General features: G+C 45.6%; 17 protein-coding genes. 4 read left to right on the forward strand and 13 right to left on the reverse strand.

Annotation, left to right across the window (positions count from 1 at the left end):
* Window positions 1-110: 110 nt before the first annotated feature.
* The 7 genes from xdhB to AB6E52_RS21405 form a co-directional block, all read right to left on the reverse strand.
* Window positions 111-2,516, reverse strand: coding sequence for a xanthine dehydrogenase molybdopterin binding subunit (xdhB, locus tag AB6E52_RS21375; protein WP_102320852.1), 2,406 nt, complete (start codon window positions 2,514-2,516; stop codon window positions 111-113).
* The gene (gene xdhA, locus AB6E52_RS21380) at window positions 2,509-3,954 is read right to left on the reverse strand and encodes a xanthine dehydrogenase small subunit (protein WP_032549154.1); all 1,446 of its coding nucleotides are present in this window, start codon (window positions 3,952-3,954) and stop codon (window positions 2,509-2,511) included. The genes xdhB and xdhA overlap by 8 nt, the downstream gene beginning before the upstream one ends.
* 464 nt (window positions 3,955-4,418) lie before the next feature.
* Entirely contained in the window at window positions 4,419-5,153 is a 735-nt protein-coding gene (locus AB6E52_RS21385; protein ID WP_017071662.1) for a GntR family transcriptional regulator, read from the reverse strand.
* A gap of 193 nt (window positions 5,154-5,346) precedes the next feature.
* The gene (locus AB6E52_RS21390; RefSeq protein WP_061033026.1) at window positions 5,347-6,033 is read right to left on the reverse strand and encodes a DNA-3-methyladenine glycosylase I; all 687 of its coding nucleotides are present in this window, start codon (window positions 6,031-6,033) and stop codon (window positions 5,347-5,349) included.
* A gap of 84 nt (window positions 6,034-6,117) precedes the next feature.
* On the reverse strand, window positions 6,118-6,633 hold the full coding sequence (locus AB6E52_RS21395; RefSeq protein ID WP_102320853.1) for an N-acetyltransferase: 516 nt from the start codon (window positions 6,631-6,633) through the stop codon (window positions 6,118-6,120).
* A 42-nt stretch (window positions 6,634-6,675) separates the two neighbouring features.
* Window positions 6,676-7,302, reverse strand: coding sequence for an HD domain-containing protein (locus AB6E52_RS21400; protein ID WP_102320854.1), 627 nt, complete (start codon window positions 7,300-7,302; stop codon window positions 6,676-6,678).
* A gap of 211 nt (window positions 7,303-7,513) precedes the next feature.
* Window positions 7,514-8,173 (reverse strand): HAD family phosphatase, encoded by a 660-nt coding sequence (locus tag AB6E52_RS21405; protein ID WP_048663839.1) that lies wholly within the window; start codon window positions 8,171-8,173, stop codon window positions 7,514-7,516.
* Between the two features lie 412 nt (window positions 8,174-8,585).
* Between AB6E52_RS21405 and AB6E52_RS21410 the strand changes: the two genes are divergently transcribed.
* On the forward strand, window positions 8,586-9,914 hold the full coding sequence (locus AB6E52_RS21410) for an anaerobic C4-dicarboxylate transporter (RefSeq protein ID WP_010432780.1): 1,329 nt from the start codon (window positions 8,586-8,588) through the stop codon (window positions 9,912-9,914).
* A gap of 115 nt (window positions 9,915-10,029) precedes the next feature.
* Here AB6E52_RS21410 and AB6E52_RS21415 read toward each other — a convergent pair whose 3' ends face one another.
* The 5 genes from AB6E52_RS21415 to AB6E52_RS21435 form a co-directional block, all read right to left on the reverse strand.
* The gene (locus AB6E52_RS21415; protein ID WP_102320855.1) at window positions 10,030-10,353 is read right to left on the reverse strand and encodes a DUF4144 domain-containing protein; all 324 of its coding nucleotides are present in this window, start codon (window positions 10,351-10,353) and stop codon (window positions 10,030-10,032) included.
* Between the two features lie 31 nt (window positions 10,354-10,384).
* Window positions 10,385-10,651 carry a Txe/YoeB family addiction module toxin gene (locus tag AB6E52_RS21420; RefSeq protein WP_102320856.1) on the reverse strand — a complete coding sequence of 89 codons (267 nt, stop codon included), beginning with the start codon at window positions 10,649-10,651 and terminating at the stop codon, window positions 10,385-10,387.
* The gene (locus AB6E52_RS21425; RefSeq protein WP_017069755.1) at window positions 10,641-10,898 is read right to left on the reverse strand and encodes a type II toxin-antitoxin system Phd/YefM family antitoxin; all 258 of its coding nucleotides are present in this window, start codon (window positions 10,896-10,898) and stop codon (window positions 10,641-10,643) included. The genes AB6E52_RS21420 and AB6E52_RS21425 overlap by 11 nt, the downstream gene beginning before the upstream one ends.
* A 186-nt stretch (window positions 10,899-11,084) precedes the next feature.
* Entirely contained in the window at window positions 11,085-11,876 is a 792-nt protein-coding gene (locus AB6E52_RS21430; RefSeq protein ID WP_050653202.1) for a CLCA_X family protein, read from the reverse strand.
* A 120-nt stretch (window positions 11,877-11,996) separates the two neighbouring features.
* Window positions 11,997-12,677 carry a flavin reductase family protein gene (locus AB6E52_RS21435; protein WP_372134415.1) on the reverse strand — a complete coding sequence of 227 codons (681 nt, stop codon included), beginning with the start codon at window positions 12,675-12,677 and terminating at the stop codon, window positions 11,997-11,999.
* A gap of 242 nt (window positions 12,678-12,919) precedes the next feature.
* Between AB6E52_RS21435 and AB6E52_RS21440 the strand changes: the two genes are divergently transcribed.
* The 3 genes from AB6E52_RS21440 to AB6E52_RS21450 all read left to right on the forward strand — a co-directional run bounded on the left by AB6E52_RS21440 (window position 12,920) and on the right by AB6E52_RS21450 (window position 16,642).
* The gene (locus AB6E52_RS21440) at window positions 12,920-14,251 is read left to right on the forward strand and encodes a ferric reductase-like transmembrane domain-containing protein (RefSeq protein ID WP_102320858.1); all 1,332 of its coding nucleotides are present in this window, start codon (window positions 12,920-12,922) and stop codon (window positions 14,249-14,251) included.
* Between the two features lie 139 nt (window positions 14,252-14,390).
* Window positions 14,391-14,798, forward strand: a complete 408-nt coding sequence (locus AB6E52_RS21445) for a hypothetical protein (protein WP_017054885.1) — start codon at window positions 14,391-14,393, stop codon at window positions 14,796-14,798.
* Between the two features lie 470 nt (window positions 14,799-15,268).
* Window positions 15,269-16,642, forward strand: a complete 1,374-nt coding sequence (locus AB6E52_RS21450) for a carbohydrate porin (protein WP_102320859.1) — start codon at window positions 15,269-15,271, stop codon at window positions 16,640-16,642.
* 134 nt (window positions 16,643-16,776) lie between these two features.
* On the opposite strand, the gene AB6E52_RS21455 is transcribed toward AB6E52_RS21450, so the two are convergent.
* The coding region (locus tag AB6E52_RS21455; protein ID WP_372189974.1) for a substrate-binding domain-containing protein at window positions 16,777-17,136 on the reverse strand (360 nt) is incomplete at its 5' end.

Raw genomic sequence — 17,136 nt, forward strand, 5'->3', positions numbered from 1 at the left:
GGTTCGTAGTTCTCTTCAAGTTTTGCCAGTTCGTGAATCCAATTATCCTTAAACATATGTCCTCCTAAATCCCTTTTTATGCTTCTCAAGCTAAACGATCGATATGAGCCCTAAGCCGTTTCTGATTGAGCATCGACCGAAGTCGGAGCCGTTTCAGTGACTTCCTGAATCGCCATCAGAATACGTTCTGGCGTTGCAGGTGTGTTGAGCTTAGGAATCGCTCCATCAACGGCCACGTAGCTAATCGCATCTTTCAATGCACTCCATACCGACATACCCAACATGAAAGGCGGTTCACCCACGGCTTTCGAGTTGAATACTGTGTCTTCTGGGTTGTTACGGTTTTCTAAAAGGTGCGTTCTGAAATCAATTGGCATATCAGCAATCGCAGGGATCTTGTAACTTGCAGGGCCATTGGTCATCAAGCGGCCTTGCTGGTTCCACACCAACTCTTCCGTTGTTAACCAACCGACACCTTGTACAAAGCCACCTTCGACTTGGCCGATATCAATCGCCGGGTTCAATGAAGCGCCTACGTCATGCAGAATATCGACACGCAGAATCTTGTTCTCGCCAGTCAGGGTATCGATGATGACTTCTGAACAAGAAGCACCATAGGCGTAGTAGTAGAACGGACGACCACGCGCCTTCTCGTGATCGTAATAGATCTTCGGAGTGCGATAGAAGCCAGTGCTTGATAGCGAGATTTGGTTGAACCAAGCCAGTTCAACAAATGAGTTGAAGGTCATGATCTCATCGCGGATCTGCACCATGCCGTTTTTAAACACCACTTCTTCAGGCCACACTTTGAAGTGCGAAGAAGCGAAGTCGATCAGGCGCTGCTTAATGGTTATTGCGGCGTTTTGCGCGGCCTTACCGTTGAGGTCGGCGCCCGATGAGGCTGCGGTTGGTGATGTGTTCGGAACTTTGTCTGTGTTTGTAGCGGTGATCTGGATACGTTCGACATCGACTTGGAACTCCTGTGCAACGATTTGTGCCACTTTGATGTTCAAGCCTTGCCCCATTTCCGTACCACCGTGATTCAAATGAATACTGCCATCGGTGTAGATATGGATGAGCGCACCTGCTTGGTTCAAGAAAGTCGCAGTAAACGAGATGCCGAATTTCACTGGTGTGATCGCAAGGCCTTTCTTCAAGATAGGGCTCTGCCTGTTGAACTCAGCGATTTCTTTACGACGTGCGTGATAGTCACTGCTGCGTTCAAGCTGTTCGGTTATCTCAGGTAAAAAGTTGTCTTCAACGGTTTGGTAGTAATGGGTCACATTACGGCCTTCTTCGCCGTAGTAGTTCGCTTTACGTACTTCCAAAGGATCTTTTTTCAGGTAACGCGCAATCTCGTCCATGATGTGTTCAATCGTCATCATGCCTTGCGGGCCACCAAAGCCACGGTAAGCGGTGTTCGATGCGGTATTGGTTTTGCATCGATGACCGACCACAGTTGCATCGCCTAGATAATAAGCGTTGTCTGAGTGGAACATCGCGCGGTCGACAATAGAACTTGATAAGTCTGGTGAGTAACCACAGTTACCTGCAACGGTAATGTCGGCACCTTGAATCACACCGTTGTCGTCAAAACCGACTGTATATTGATTGTAGAACGGGTGGCGTTTACCGGTTTGCTGCATGTCTTCATTACGCAGCAGACGCATTTTGGTCGGTCGGCCTGTAAGGTGGGCAATCACCGCAGCCATACAGGCTGGAGAGGCTGCTTGAGTCTCTTTACCACCGAAACCACCACCCATACGACGCATATCAATCACGACTTTGTGCATCGGCACGCCAATCACTTCCGCAACCAGCTTTTGAACTTCGGTCGGGTTCTGTGTAGAGGTGTAGACGATCATGCCGCCGTCTTCGGTTGGCATTACACTACTGATTTGCGTTTCTAGGTAGAAGTGTTCTTGGCCACCGATCTCTAGGTCACCAGAGATCACGTGTTTCGCTTTTTTCAGTGCTGCTTTTGAGTCACCACGCTGTTGAGTGTGGCTTTCTGTTACGAAGTGCTCTTTTGCCAGCGCTTCTTTCACATCAAGAATGGCTGGTAGCTCTTCGTATTCAATAACGGCTGCGTGCGCGGCTTTGCGTGCGGTTTCTAGATCGTTAGCTGCCACAGCAATCACAGGTTGGCCGTAGTATTCTACTTTGCCATCGGCAAGCAGTGGGTCGCCCGGTAGGATTGCACCAATGTCCAATTCACCTGGTACGTCTTTGGCTTGAATGGCAATCGCCACGCCTTCAAATTCGTAACACGGTGATAAATCTATATTGGTAATGTTCGCGTGTGCTTGAGTGCTCAGGCGTGCGTAGACGTGCAGCTGATTTGGGAACTCTAGGCGGTCGTCAATGTATACCGCTTCGCCCGTGACTTGCTTGGCTGCACTGTCGTGTTTTACGCTTTTACCTACGCCAGTTTTTAGGTCTTGTTTTGCAATGGTAACCATCTCTTCGTGGGTCATCGCATTGCTCTTGTGAACAGAGGAATTTGATTTAGACATAAGACGTTACCCTTGTTTCGATTTGGTTGTTTTTGTTCTGCTGTTCAATGAAGTAACGACGCAACATATTGGCTGCCGACAATGAACGGTATTCTTGGCTGGCACGGAAATCAGATAGCGGCTCAAAGTCGTTATACAGTTCCTGCATCGCTAACTTAATATTAGCGTCTGTCCATGGTTTGCCTAATAACGTATTTTCACAACGCGCCGCGCGCTTAGGTGTTGCAGCCATACCGCCGAAAGCGATACGAGCGTAAGAAACCTTGCCGTCTTCGATTTGAATATCAAACGCACCACACACCGCAGAGATGTCGTCGTCTAAACGTTTAGACAGTTTGTAAGCTCGGAAGCTGTCGTTAGTTGGCTTAGGAATGATGATCTGTTCAATGAACTCACTCTCTTTTTGCGCCGTCACTTTGTAGCTGATGAAGTAATCTTCAATCGGCATGGTGCGTGACTCGTCACCGCAACGAAGTTTGATCTTTGCGTTAAGGGCAATCAGCAGAGGAGGGGTGTCACCGATAGGCGAAGCATTGGCTACATTACCGCCGATGGTGCCTTGGTTACGCACTTGCAGTGAAGCAAAGCGATGCAGCAGTTCACCAAAATCTGGGTAGTGTTTTTTCAATAGTGAGTAAGAATCACTGATAGGCAGGTTGGCACCAATGATTAGATCGGTGTCGGTCTCTTCACATACCTTCATGTCTTCAACAAGGTTCACGCTGATCAGTGTTTCAATCTCACGATGGAATTGCGTCACTTCCAGCGCTAAATCCGTACCGCCAGCAACCAGCTTAGCGTTCGGGTGGGCTTGAAAAAGCTTGGCCAACTCATCGGTGCTTTTTGGGGAAAAAGCGGTGAGGTGACCAAGGCGTAAGTTGGCCTCAGTGTCTTGAATGCTTTCTAGCTTCTTGATGGTGTTGCGTTCAAGTTCAGCAAATTGGTCGATCAAAGGTTGGTCTGTTGAAAGTGACATCGCAGCATCAACAATTGGTCGGTAGCCTGTACAACGACATAGGTTACCCGCCAGTGATTCCATGACGTCTTCTTTGCTCGCATCGGGTTTGTTTTTGCCTAGCGCAAACATCGACATGATGAAGCCCGGCGTGCAGTAACCACACTGTGAACCGTGAAAATCAACCACCGCTTTTTGCACTGGGTGCAATGAGCGATCTCGATTTTGCAGATCTTCTACTGTGATCAGTTGCTTGCCATGCAGCGCTGAAACGAACGTAAGGCAAGAGTTCACCGAGCGGTATTGCAGTTGTCCATCAACCACTTCACCCAGAACTACCGTACATGCGCCACAGTCGCCCGACCCACAACCTTCTTTTGTACCCGTCTTATTTATCTTGGTACGAAGGTAGTTGAGCACTGTCATATTTGGCGACAGATTATCTTCGCGTCTTATTTCCTGATTGAGCAAAAAAGTAATCAAGAGACCTCCTTGTAAATCGACATATTTCCATGTGTATTCTTTTTGACTTCTAGGTCAATAATTATCCATCCTGACCCTTCGGTCAACTATTTATTTACAAAAATGTAACAAAGATGGCTTGTCGCGAATTGTATACAATTTAATTTTGGTCATAGTCGTCTGTTTTATAAGGGTTTGGATTGAGATTGAACAGTTTTATGGTGTGAATGAATGGATAGCTATGTATACAAGATAAAGACAAGATTTATGGCACTGTTGGGAGTGATTCTGTAGAGGCTAAGATCGTTGTTGAGGCTAGAATAGACAGTGTTTTAGATGGATGTGAGCCGATCGTCGTCTTTATTTTTAGGTGAGAGGGCATAAAAAAGAGAAGCAAACGCAGGGGCTTACTTCTCTCCAGTTTTGATAACCATCTGTTAACAAAAAGTTGTTAACAGATGGTTATCAATCGTTTGTTGAATCGTCTATGACTTACTCTTAAGCAGATCTGAGAACACGACATGCAGATCACTAGAAGCTGTGCTGCTGTCTAGGTTGAGCTTCGAACGAATATGGCTTAGGTGTTCTTGCATCAACTCTACGGCTTGTTGTTCATTGCCTGACTCTATCGCATCCAGTAAGCCTGAGTGTTCGTCTAGAGAACAGTTCGAGTGGTTGCCCGTTTCGTACTGAGCGATCAGCAGTGAAGTTTGCGATACCAAGCTGCGTTGGAAAGCCAGCAGTGGCGCGTTCTCTGCCATTTCAGCCAATTTGATGTGGAACTCACCAGACAAACGTAGGCCAGAGCCGTAATCGCCTTGGTCGAAAGCACAGTTCTCTTTCGCGACTAATTTTCTGCATTCTTCTATTTGAGCTTTGGTTGCGTTTTTCACCGCCAGCTCAGTGATAGCAATTTCCATCACTTCACGTGCTTTAAAGATTTGTTTGGCTTCGTCAACCGTTGGGGCTGCAATCACAGCTCCTCGGTTAGGACGGATCACCACAACTTGTTCTAAAGAAAGACGCAGTAAGGCACGGCGGATAATGGTGCGGCTAACGCTAAAGATTTCTGCTAACGCTTCTTCGCTTAATTTGGTGGCTGGTGGCAGCCTTTGTTCTAGTATCGCGTCGAAGATATGGCAGTAAACAACATCGTCTTGAGTCTGGCCTGTTACTTTTGTTTTTACACCTTTGGAGACAGAATTTTTGAGAGCTGTCATAGAGATAAGGGCCCTTGTTTAGTCGAGTTGGGTTGGTCGAGAATAATTCATGAGTGTTACTCTATATTGTATACATTTATCTATACAATGCCACCGGATGAAAGTGCGATGCACGCTTATTTGTTAATGACTTATAACATTTAGTTTGCAGTGAACTGCGTGCGTTCTAAAGCTTTAAGTCATTCTTATTGAACTAGACGCGATTATCGCCACAGCTGTAGGCGACGATCTGGCTTATTTCGCTCAGGGTACGACCTGATTGCTGCTGCCACTCGTTGAAAGCCTTACTTGCCGCGACTTGTGCTCGTTTGGTGTTACGACCGCTATCAATCACATCTGTGCTGCGCAGGTGCGCTTCAACGTCAGAAGATAAGATAAACGTGTCTTTTCCCATTTGGCGCAAGGTGTAAGCACCTGTGTTACCACCTAATCGCTTACCGTGTTTCTTCAGATAATCCCAAAGTTCTGTAATTCGTTCTGATGGCCAGTCGGCAACCATTTGTGAGAAGGAATCCGCTTCACGCTTGGCATTGTGGATCATCATTGCATTGGCAGGGATGGTCATCACCTTGGTGAGGTGGCGAATAATGCGTGGATCTTGCGCTTTTTGTTCCCACATCTCATTCGGCAGCATCAGCATTTTTTCGATATTGAATTCAAAGAACACTTCTTCAAATTGCGGCCATTTCTTTCTCACCACATTCCACGAAATACCACACTGGAATACCTTCTCGGTAAAAGCGGCTAGCCAACGGTCGTCGGTAATTTGTGATAACTCGGTCTGTGAAAGAGGCGCACGAACAATCTTTTCGAGCTCTGCTGCGCCACCTTTACGGTGAGCGGCACGTTGGTAAATGGTGTCGAATTTTTCTTGGGTCATTGAAGGTTCCAAATTACATCTGTGTATCTTGAGTATGTAGCCAATGCTTAATGATATGGGGTCAAATCTAGTAATTAAAACGAACTAGCTAAGCTTTAATTCCATTTGATATAGAGGCCAGGTTTTGCCATTGAATTCTTTGAACTTGGGTTCTTTGTCGACCACTTGAAAGCCAGCTTTGTCGTAGCAACGTTTTGCTCCGATATTCTGTTGAAAGACCGCCAAGCTGATGGTGGTGACATCAGGGATTTGTTTCGCAGCGTCTAATGCACTTTCTATCATGGATTGCCCAAATCCTTTGCCTCGTTGGTTTGGGTGAATGGCCACTCGGCAGAATCGAAGTTCACTGTCTGACATACGTTGAAACTCCATAAACCCGATCAGTTCTGAGTTATTGCCGTTCGAATTCAGTTCAGAGAGAGCACTAGACTCAGAGAAGGTATATAGCTCAACTTGAGGCTCTTGAGAGCGTTCGATGATGGAGGCGGCTTCTAACGGCCAACCAAAGGTTCGTCCGCCCCACAGTACATAGTCTTCGAGTGATGTGAACCAAGTGACGATCTCATTGGCATCGGAGGCTTTAAAGCGGTTTATTTCCATACCCTTGTCTCTTCCTTATCGCGTGTCTCTTTTTCTAAACCGCTAAACTTCCGTGCCCAACTGCTCAAGAAAGCCACGCATGTAGTCGGTTCGCTTGTTGGCTTCTAACTTGGCGGACTCTGTATTCATGGTTTCAGCGAGCTTAAACAGCTTCACGTAAAAGTGGTCGACGCTGTAATGTTTGTCATCCAAGTCACGTTGCTTCGCAAACGGGTCTTGGTGGTTATAGAGTTCTGCGTTAAAGCTCTGGCCCACATACAGGCAGCGAGCAATACCAATCGCACCGAGAGAATCTAGTCGATCGGCATCTTGGACGATTTGAGCTTCCAAGGTTTCTGGAGTGATGTTGGCACTGTAGCTGTGCGTGACAATCGCATGATGGATCTCATCCAGATAGGACGCAGGATACTCGATAGATTTGAGGAAAGAGATCGCCTTGTCTGCTGCCATTTGCGAGCTTTTGGCTCTGGCTGGATGGTTCTTCGGGAAGGTGAAGCAGTCATGAAGATAAGCGGCAGGCAGAACGACTTCAAGCTTAGCCTGTTCTTGAACACATAAAGCCTTAGCGGTTTTAACGACGCGCTTAATGTGGCTAATGTCGTGCGCTGCGTCTTGTGTCATTTCTCGTTGTGCAAAATCAAGCAGTTGGTCTTCAAACTTTTCCTTCACGCGTCTCTTTCTCCATATGTAGACGTTAGCAATCTTGTTGATCACCTAGCATTTATTTCACATCGACTTTAACAGTTTCAAGCGCGATTTTTTATCTTTTATAAAAACTATACCAACAAAAAAACCGACTCTGTGAGTCGGCTTAATAGAGAGGCTTGTCTACGTATTTTAGGACGAGACAGATAAAAGCATTATCAACGGTAGTGAGAGCCTAAGCTGCAGCTTGTTGAAGCTGTGCCAATACATGATGTAGAGAAGGGCTGATGGTGTGACCAAGTGCTTTTACTTCGTCACATGGCTCTACTAAATCAGGGATCTGGAAGCTGATCATGTTGGCTGCCATAGAAGCGCGAATGCCGTTGTTTGAATCTTCAAACGCCAAGCAAGTTTCAGGCGCAACACCTAGGCGTTCTGCCGCCAGCAAGTAAATTTCTGGGTGAGGCTTACCGTGAGTCACTTCGCAGCCGGTGCTTAGTGAAGTGAAGTAAGAATCTAGGCCTGCTAACTCAAGCTTCTTCTTGGCGATATCTAGTTGAGTTGAGGTTGCTACCGCGATTGGAATGTCATTCGACTTTAGCCACTCCAGCAACTCAATTACGCCATCTTTTACCGGGATTGCTTGGTTTTTAACAATCGCACTGTAGCGGGTTCGCCATTCGTTATTCAGCGCTGGGTAGTCTAGGTTTTCACCGTAACCATTTCGAAAAATCTGTTCGATGGTTTTTGCATTACAACCAATGATGCCTAGGTAAACATCTTGCAAAAACGGAACACCTTGCGCGTGACATGCTTCTTCAAATACCCGCATACAAAGTCGCTCGGTGTCGAGCAGCAGTCCATCCATATCAAAAATAGCAGCTTGAAAATTCATATACGTGGTTCTTTATGTGTTGTCGTCGTGAGGGCGAGTATTTTGACACAGTGTCTAGGGATAGGCGAGTCAGTGTTTAGTAAGAACGAGCCCAATTAGCTTAAGGAATGTGCCTATAGGTGAGTTGGGAGCTGATTGATTTACGCTGAAATAATATCGTTCAGTTATGAGCTTGATATTTTATAGGCCATATAGATCTAATAGAAACAATTGTGATTATCCCATATAACAAATCTAGGTCTTGTGCCTGGCTTCTTATTACATTTCATAAACTTACAGGCGTGTTAGCGTGACCATAATCTTATAAAAAACAATTAACGGGAGCGTGCAATCATAGTGTGACCAAGCAATAAGTAAATGGCTGAGCTTAGGGAGAAAATAACATTAGTCCACACTTTTAGCAGGGGTGCTTATGTTGTATTTTGAGTTTCTATTTTTATTAGTCGTCCTTTATATCGGGTCTCGGTATGGCGGTATTGGCTTAGGTGTTGTTTCTGGTATTGGTTTGGTAATCGAGGTGTTTGTCTTCAAGATGCCACCAACGTCTCCACCTGTCACCGTAATGTTGATCATCCTCGCCGTTGTTACTTGTGCTTCGATACTCGAAGCGGCTGGTGGCTTAAAATACATGCTGCAAGTGGCGGAAAGGGTGCTGAGAAAGAACCCGAAACGCGTCACCTTGATAGCCCCGTTTGTGACTTATTCGATGACTTTCCTATTGGGTACTGGCCACGCGGTGTATTCCATCATGCCTATCATCGGTGATGTGGCATTGAAGAACGGGATTCGTCCTGAGCGCCCAATGGCGGCGGCGTCTGTAGCGTCTCAACTGGCTATTACTGCCTCGCCAATTTCAGCTGCTGTGGTGTATTACCTCGCGCAGCTTTCTGATATTCAACATTCTATTACTCTGCTTTCTATTTTGATGGTGACGGTGCCTGCAACGCTGTTTGGTACGTTCTTACTTTCTTTGTATAGCTTGAAACGCGGTAAAGAGCTGAACGATGATCCTGAATACCAAGCGCGTCTAAAAGATCCTGAGTGGAAAAAGCGTATCGAAAGCACCACAGCGACGTCTTTGGATGAAGTGCTGCCAACTTCGGCTCGTAATGCGGTTTTGATTTTCCTACTGTCAATTGTCGTGATTGTTATCGTGGCGATGGTGCCTGAGATCAGAACCATCGTAGACGGCGACAAGCCAATCAAGATGTCGGTGATCATTCAAATGATGATGCTCTGCTTCGGCGGTATCATCTTGCTGGCAACCAAAACTGACCCGCGAGATGTGCCAAACGGCGTGGTATTCAAATCGGGTATGGTGGCAGCGATTGCTATCTTTGGTATCGCATGGATGTCGGATACTTACTTCCAATACGCAATGCCTCAGTTTAAATCTGGCATCGTGGAAATGGTGACCAACTACCCATGGACGTTCGCACTGGCGCTATTCATCGTATCGGTTGTGGTGAACTCTCAAGCAGCAACTGCACGTATGATGCTACCTGTTGGCCTTGGCTTAGGATTAGATCCAGCACTGCTTATCGGTTTGATGCCAGCAGTTTACGGCTACTTCTTTATCCCGAACTACCCATCAGACATCGCAACGGTGAACTTCGATGTCTCTGGCACCACCAAGATTGGTAAGTGGTACTTCAACCATTCATTCATGTCGGTTGGTTTAATCGGTGTAGTAGGCGCATGTTGCTTAGGCTACGCACTGGCACAGATTTTTATCGCTTAATGTATTAGCTTTCTTTGAGATAGCTAAGACAACAAACAAAAACAGCGCCTGAATTGGCGCTGTTTTTGTTTAATCTGTCTTGGGAATTCGCTTTGATACGAGCTCTTAAGCAGTATTAGCGAGCCTCAAAAGCCAAAGACTGAATCGCTTCTTCGATAGTTAGGAAGTGGATCTTCATTAGGCACACTTCGGCTTTCTGGAACTCGTGATTTCGAATCAGTTTGGTCACGCTCTCAACCGAATACTGGTCTGCTAGTTTAGCTAGAGACAGTTGATTTGAGCTTGATTGCAGCGAGTAGCTGTCGCCTTCAGAATCGATGAGGTAATCATCTTCGCCCAAGATCATGTCTGAGCATTCTGCTTGAAATTCGTGTTCGGATGCGACGTAAATAAGCTCATCATCACCGTCGAGTTTTACCAAAGATGGCCAACTGATCATTACTGCCCTTTCTATGTGCTGCTTACTGCTTTTAATAGTGGTGACGACAAGCAATTATATAAAAGTTATCGTCATCTGCTTTATACACTAATCGATTCTTGTCATCGATTCGTCTTGACCAAAAGCCAGACAGGTTGCCGACTAGTGGCTCCGGCTTTCCAATCCCTTCAAAGGGCGTTCTTTTGGCAGCTTCAATCAACTTGTTTAGTTTCTTGAGCATTTTCTTGTCTTGGGTTTGCCAGTATAGGTAATCTTCCCAAGCATTATCTGTAAATACAATCTTTCGATCATTCGTCATTATTCAATTCTCGAACGGTTGTATTTCCGGTTTCGAGTTGAGCAATAGATTCAGCCAATCTTTCAGCGTTTTTAGGCGAGCTCATTAGGTACAAGGTTTCTTGCATTGAATTAAAATGATCAAGAGACATGACCACTGCATCTTCTGAATCTCGCCTGGTTATTACCGTAACATCAGAATCGTCTACCACTCTATCGAGCACAGACTTTAGGCTATTTCTGGCCTCAGTAAAAGAAACAATATTCATCACTTATTTACCCTGTTGCTTTTGGATATGTTTAATCTTTCTATATACACAGAATAGTTAATCATTCATGAATTAACTATTATACATGTTCCGCTTGTTGTACATGTTATATCAGAGGTTACACATGATCAACTTATGGTACATGTCATTCATTGTAAATATGCAGAGAGTTACTTACTCAAAATGCTATTTACTCAAAGATCGCCCTAATGGTGCGAAGTAACCTTGCAGGGCTTGGTATATCTGTTCTCGGTGCGCCATATCAGGATACACGGGGTACATATCAGGCTTGGTTGTGCCATCCACTAGATAAGCGTTCTTGATATCGGAACACGATTCAATCACGGATTCAAAAGCGCGCGCCATCATCTCTGTGGGTAGTGAGAAGTAACGGGCAGACATCGCTTTGTCGGCAATCACACTGCGAGCCACATAATCGTGTTTGTCCAAGTTATTGTCGCTAAGCAGTGTGGCATCAAACAGAGACATCAAACTTTCGTTTAATGGATGAGGTCGCACCTTTCTATCGTGCAACCAACAGTCGCTGGCGAACAGGATCTGCTTGCGAGGGCCAGAGGTATCGCCGATTTCAAACGCTTTCTCAGCGATATAGTGGTCAAATGCATGCCAAAACTCGTGAGCGAGCGCGCCAGCTCCGGCATTCTTCGCGAGGGCTAATTCTCGTTGGTTCGGGGCATAGTGTGCTTGTACGCCTTTTCTGCCGCCACTGCCGAACGCTAAGCCTAATGTGCCGCGAAGGCCAATCGCTTCTGGTGGCAAAGCCAAGATGTAAGCCAAGTCGGCTAGCGAATCGAATATCAGATTTGCGGCCAACTCTTTTTCTTCTTTCGTCACCCAAGCACCCACACGAATGCTGCCCATACCGAAGGTTTGTTTGATGTCCATGAATGACACCTGATCGCCATGTCGGTAGTCTGGGCCTTCGCGCGTTTTGTATTTAAAGTGAGTTAACTTCAAAAGGGTCCTTGGAAACAGACGTAAGAATGAATAGTGTGCTCAGTGAGATGCGCCTGTGTGAGATGCATCTCTTGGAATTAAAGGACGTTAGCACTTTTGATAGCAAATTGCCGAACAAAATTAGTTTAGATTGAGTTCGAACGCTTCCCATGAAGTTGGGTTACCTTCACGAGTGAGTGGAAAGAGTGGCTGTTGTGGTTTTGCATAGCTTAATCGGTGCAGTCTTTGAGTTACGTGGTAGCTATCAAGCCCTGATACCGTGACCAAATCCAACGCTTCTAAATCAAGGTAGCCATCCGGCATCACGGCGCGTTTGGGTGCGTGAATCGTTATAACTTCACCGATCAACATTTGCGTTTGATTGCTTTCGATTGTTATCTGTTCTTTGAACGCTAACCCTATCTTTAAACTGCTCTCCAAGACGAAGGGAGCGGGGAATGTGTCGTCATAATAGGCCGTTAAGCCGACCGCGTTGAATTCTGAGACTGGTTTAGGGTAGTGAGCCGAGGTTTGATGGGCCTTTTTAACAAAGTCAGCACCAATGCTGTTAACGGTGAAGTACTTTGTTTCTAGAATGTTTTCTAGCGTATGACGGCGGCTTTTATCTGGGCGAACAATAAAACCAAGCAGCGCCGGATCAGACCCTAGGTTAATGACAGAGCTTACTATCGCAAGGTTTTCAAACCCCTGTTTATCACAAGTGCCAATAAGGTTGGCGCTTTTGAACCCCGATAAGGAGTTAATTAAACGAGCGCGCTCACGTTGATCCATTGCTTGGATATCTTGTCTTGAAAGGGTCATTTCCTTCATATTTTCTCTTCTTCTCACTTTTATTTCGACGACTTGTTCACTAACCAATTCATATTTACGCAGAAGCATCCTCTATCGATCAGCAGAGTGGTTAGTTTGGGCGTGGGCAGCCCGTCTCTTTTATCTCTGCTACGGCACAACGGGCGAGATCCTTTGCATAGATTTACCTATGTTGACGTCGCTTTACATCACAGGAGCTAAAGTAATGATGTCGTCTTTATGAGTGTTAAAAAATGAAATCAATCCGCAATATCATCTGGGCAATGATTGCCACAATGTCAGCCTTTTGGTTTGCGATGGAACCGCAATTATTCGCTTCAAGCGATGTCTTTGAATGGCGCTCAGCCATGATTCAGTACTCAGGTATTTTATCTCTGGTGTTAATGTCCATCACAATGATCTTGGCGATGCGTTTGCCTATGGTTGAGAATTGGCTGAAAGGTATGGATAAAGCATATCGAGTCCATAAATGGCTCGGTATCGGTGGTGTTGCACTGGGTGTGACACACTGGTTGTGGTACCAAATACCTAAGTCATTGGTGGTGTCTGGTGTGTTAGATAAGCCTGTTCGACACGATGGTTCAGGGCCGCAAGCTGTTTTGACTGGATGGGAGTTATGGGTCAATGAATTACGCGGTATTGCTCAGAGTATTGGCGAGTGGGGCTTCTACTTGTTGCTCATTTTACTGGTGGCGTCACTATGGGCGGCAGTGAAGTACAAACCGTTTAAATTGTCGCACCGTCTGATGTCGGTTGCGTACCTGTTTATCGCTTTCCACTCAGTAATCCTGCTTAAACGAGCGTATTGGGGAGAACCTATTTATTATCTAACTGTGGCATTTGCTTTGGCTGGGTCTATCGCAGCGATTTACAGTTTGTTGGGCTTGGTTGGGCGTCGTAATCGTCACTCAGCGACGATTATCTCGACTCGCTATTTTCCACAAGCTGAAGTGATGGAGCTGGTGTTAAAACCGGAGGCATCTTGGCAAGGTCACAAAGCTGGGCAGTTTGCGTACTTGCGTTTCGGTAATGAAGACCCGCATCCGTTTACCATTGTTTCTGGCAGTGATGATCCAGAGCTGCGCTTTTTGATCAAAGAGCTGGGTGATTTTACTAATGGCCTATATGAACGAGTGAAAGCGGGCGATGCGGTTACGGTTGAAGGACCCTATGGTCGACTTTATTTTGACCTAAGCAAGCCACAAATTTGGATTGCTGGTGGTGTCGGGATAGCGTCGTTTTTTGCAACACTTGAAGCGCTCAAAACAGAACGAGATCATCCTCGTATTCAACTGTTTTATTGTACTCGCGGTGTTGATAAGCAATTAATCGATGAGTTGTGGCACCTAGCACACGCGGTTGGTGTGAAGTTGACCGTGATAGATACCTTGCACTCACCGCGGCTAAACGCCGGAAGAATTGTCAATCAATGTGGCGACCTCAACGAGTACGAGATGTATTTCTGCGGGCCGGAGTTGTTCTCTACATCACTGAAAAAAGAATTAGACACCTATCAATTTGATATTGAAAAGCACTACCACGAAGAGCTGTTTGTGATGCGTTAAAGCCAACTATTGGAGCTGTGATTGTTAAATTAGTCAATCGGCACAGTGTAAAAAGGCGTAAAGTCACTCAATTTGTTATTGCAGCGGTTTGCTATTGAGCGATACCATATAGGGCTGTTTCTTTGGTAAAGATGTAATTATGTCAGATGAAAAACTCGCACTCGAATGGATGCGCCAACAAGCTCATAAAGTTGACCCATACGTTATCGATCCATCGTTTGATGAATGCGTTGAGTTGCTTGATCCTGCCTTCAAGAAAGGCAAGAGTGTTGCTCAACTCAAGTATCTGTTATCAGAAGCAGATCGCCGAGCGGGCGCGGCAGAACGTAAGCATGCGGCTTTAAAATACGCCAAAGAGAAAAGCCCAAATGCTGGTCAAATCTTGCGACTGCAAAGCAAGCTTCAACAAGTTCAGTTGGCTCTCAAGCTTGCCACTGGCGATAACAATATGACCATATCTCAGTTCTGTGCGGAGTACGATGTCTCTAAGCGTGACGGCAATACGGCATGGAATGAAAAGTTGGTGGAGCAGGGTAAGAGAAAGTAGTCTTTTAAACGCTTTATTCTTCTATAAACTGTTACGTTAGTTAATGTCATACACTTTTCAAAAAACGACCTATTGTTATCAATGAACGCCTTTCTAAAGTCTGAAAAATCGCTTCTCAGGCTTTAATTTTTATAGCCAACCTGTTGCATTTTTTAGCGCCTTTCCTAATTCTCGTACTGGATTTTCTCTCTATTTTTCTGAGATATCTAATGTGCGCGATACACTATTTTTCGCCCATTAATCAATTTCACTTGTGACAAAGTTATCAGAATTATGCATTTTCGGTAACGTTCCCGAAATTATCGATCTATCATCCACTCAGATACAAAAGTGAAGTAATCAACACGACTGATTTCTATTTCTTCTTCGATATAGAGCTTATACATCAAAAGTATAAGCCGAAATGTGCTTACGAATTGTTTTGGGAACGTTTGCAAATAATCCAAAACAATTAACGTGAGAACATCAGAATGAAACGACACATTTTAGCGGTTGCTGTAACAATGGGGCTAATGACTACATCGGTATTAGCAAGTGAAGACGTTGCAGCATTAGAGCAACGTATTAATGAATTAGAACAAAGGGTTGCACAAACAGAGCAGGTCTCTACCGAGGCCAATGAAAAGGCTTCTTCGTTTGAGTTTCACGGCTATGCTCGCTCTGGGTTATTGATCAACGACGACCTAAACGGCGCGACAGGTACTGGTCCTTACATGACAGCGGCGGGTGCCATTGGAGCTCCAATTGGACGTCTTGGTGTTGAAGATGATCATTACGTTGAAGCGAACTTGATTCATAAGCGATTTGCAGACGATGGCTCTAGTGCTTTGTTTCGCATCATGTTGGCCGACAGTACTGAGACAAATAACGAGTGGACTGCCAGCGAAAGCCAGTTGAATGTGCGACAAGTGTATTCAGAACTGAACCGTCTGAGCATGTTCTCTGAATCTGAAGCGTTTTCTGAAGCAACGTTTTGGGCGGGTAAACGATTCGATCGCGACAACTTTGATATTCACTTTTTCGATTCGGATATTGTCTTCCTGTCAGGCACTGGTGCGGGCGTTTATGACGTTCAGATGAGCGACAACTGGAAAGCGAATTTCTCTATTTATGGCCGAGATTTTGGTGAGATTGATAGCTCGTCAACAGATGTAGAAAACTACATTGCAACCATGAATAACCGTATTGGCCAATGGCAAGTGATGTTGAGCGGTATGACCTCAGCAGACAACGATAGCCGCCTAAATGGCGCAGCTGAAAGCGGTGTACACGCAATGTTTGCGTACCATGGAGACAACTTCTTTGGTCTGAGCGAAGGCTTCTCTAAAACGGGAATGTTAGTGGGTAGTGGCCTAGGTGCAGAGCTAAAAGGCATCGGTTCAAATGGTGATCTACTGGATGACGCGAAAGCCGTTCGCCTGTTTAGCTACGGTGTCACTCGCATTGGCGACAACTGGCGCTTAGCACCTGCATTAATGGCAGAGCATAGCCAAGACCGTTTGAAGAAGAATGACGAGTTCACATGGGCTTCTTTAAACGTTCGATTAGCTCAAGAGTTCACAGAGAACTTTGAGATGGTTTACGAAGGTTCATTGCAATACATGGATTTAGACAACTCGACAGAGCAAGCGAGCGGCGGTTTCTACAAAGCGACAGTTGCACCAACACTGAAGCTTTCAACTAGCACTGGTTTCTTTGATAGGCCTGAACTGCGTTTCGCTGTGAGCTATGTGGATTGGAGTGAAGACCTGAATGGTTACTCGATTAGCACTGAAGCAGATGCTGCAACGATGGGAGAGGGCGGCGAGGTTCTGTTTGCACTGCAGATGGAAACTTGGTTCTAATTGCTTGATATATCGTTTAGATAGAGAGTGTTACTCATGATGTGATAGTCGCATCACCAAATGCCAACCTTATCGTTTCAACTCGAAGGTTGGCATTTTTTATCTTGGGATAACCTGATCTCTGAAATAAATCGCTAGCAAGACTCTCGGTCAATAGTGGTGAAGGTCAACACCATCTTGCTCATTTCAAAGCCTTTTTTCTCAATACGGTCGAGTAGCAGCTTGGCTCCATTTTCTCCCGCTTTATCAAACGCATAGTTAAACGTAGACAGCGTTGGTGTGCATACTGAAGCGAGCTCATCGTCACCTACACCGAGCACCAATATATCCTTTCCTGGAACGAGCCCCGCTTCCTGAATGGCTCTGATCGCACCGATTGCGATACGGTCAGTGGCGCAGAATAGGCCGTCGAGCTTGGTGTGCTCCTTGAGATACTGCTTCGCCAGTTGGTAACCTGATTCTATGGTGAAGTCGCCACGGGCGTGAAATTGCAG

Origin of the sequence: Vibrio sp. 10N.247.311.13 (genome assembly GCF_041467595.1) — a bacterium.
GTDB lineage: Bacteria > Pseudomonadota > Gammaproteobacteria > Enterobacterales > Vibrionaceae > Vibrio > Vibrio crassostreae_C.

Excerpts from the sequence above, each read along its gene's own strand:
- xdhB (WP_102320852.1), bottom strand. The coding sequence starts at position 2,516 with ATGTCTAAATCAAATTCCTCTGTTCACAAGAGCAATGCGATGACCCAC.
- AB6E52_RS21385 (WP_017071662.1), bottom strand. The coding sequence starts at position 5,153 with ATGACAGCTCTCAAAAATTCTGTCTCCAAAGGTGTAAAAACAAAAGTA.
- AB6E52_RS21390 (WP_061033026.1), bottom strand. The coding sequence starts at position 6,033 with ATGACCCAAGAAAAATTCGACACCATTTACCAACGTGCCGCTCACCGT.
- AB6E52_RS21395 (WP_102320853.1), bottom strand. The coding sequence starts at position 6,633 with ATGGAAATAAACCGCTTTAAAGCCTCCGATGCCAATGAGATCGTCACT.
- AB6E52_RS21405 (WP_048663839.1), bottom strand. The coding sequence starts at position 8,173 with ATGAATTTTCAAGCTGCTATTTTTGATATGGATGGACTGCTGCTCGAC.
- AB6E52_RS21410 (WP_010432780.1), top strand. The coding sequence starts at position 8,586 with ATGTTGTATTTTGAGTTTCTATTTTTATTAGTCGTCCTTTATATCGGG.
- AB6E52_RS21415 (WP_102320855.1), bottom strand. The coding sequence starts at position 10,353 with ATGATCAGTTGGCCATCTTTGGTAAAACTCGACGGTGATGATGAGCTT.
- AB6E52_RS21420 (WP_102320856.1), bottom strand. The coding sequence starts at position 10,651 with ATGACGAATGATCGAAAGATTGTATTTACAGATAATGCTTGGGAAGAT.
- AB6E52_RS21425 (WP_017069755.1), bottom strand. The coding sequence starts at position 10,898 with ATGAATATTGTTTCTTTTACTGAGGCCAGAAATAGCCTAAAGTCTGTG.
- AB6E52_RS21435 (WP_372134415.1), bottom strand. The coding sequence starts at position 12,677 with ATGACCCTTTCAAGACAAGATATCCAAGCAATGGATCAACGTGAGCGC.
- AB6E52_RS21440 (WP_102320858.1), top strand. The coding sequence starts at position 12,920 with ATGAAATCAATCCGCAATATCATCTGGGCAATGATTGCCACAATGTCA.
- AB6E52_RS21445 (WP_017054885.1), top strand. The coding sequence starts at position 14,391 with ATGTCAGATGAAAAACTCGCACTCGAATGGATGCGCCAACAAGCTCAT.
- AB6E52_RS21450 (WP_102320859.1), top strand. The coding sequence starts at position 15,269 with ATGAAACGACACATTTTAGCGGTTGCTGTAACAATGGGGCTAATGACT.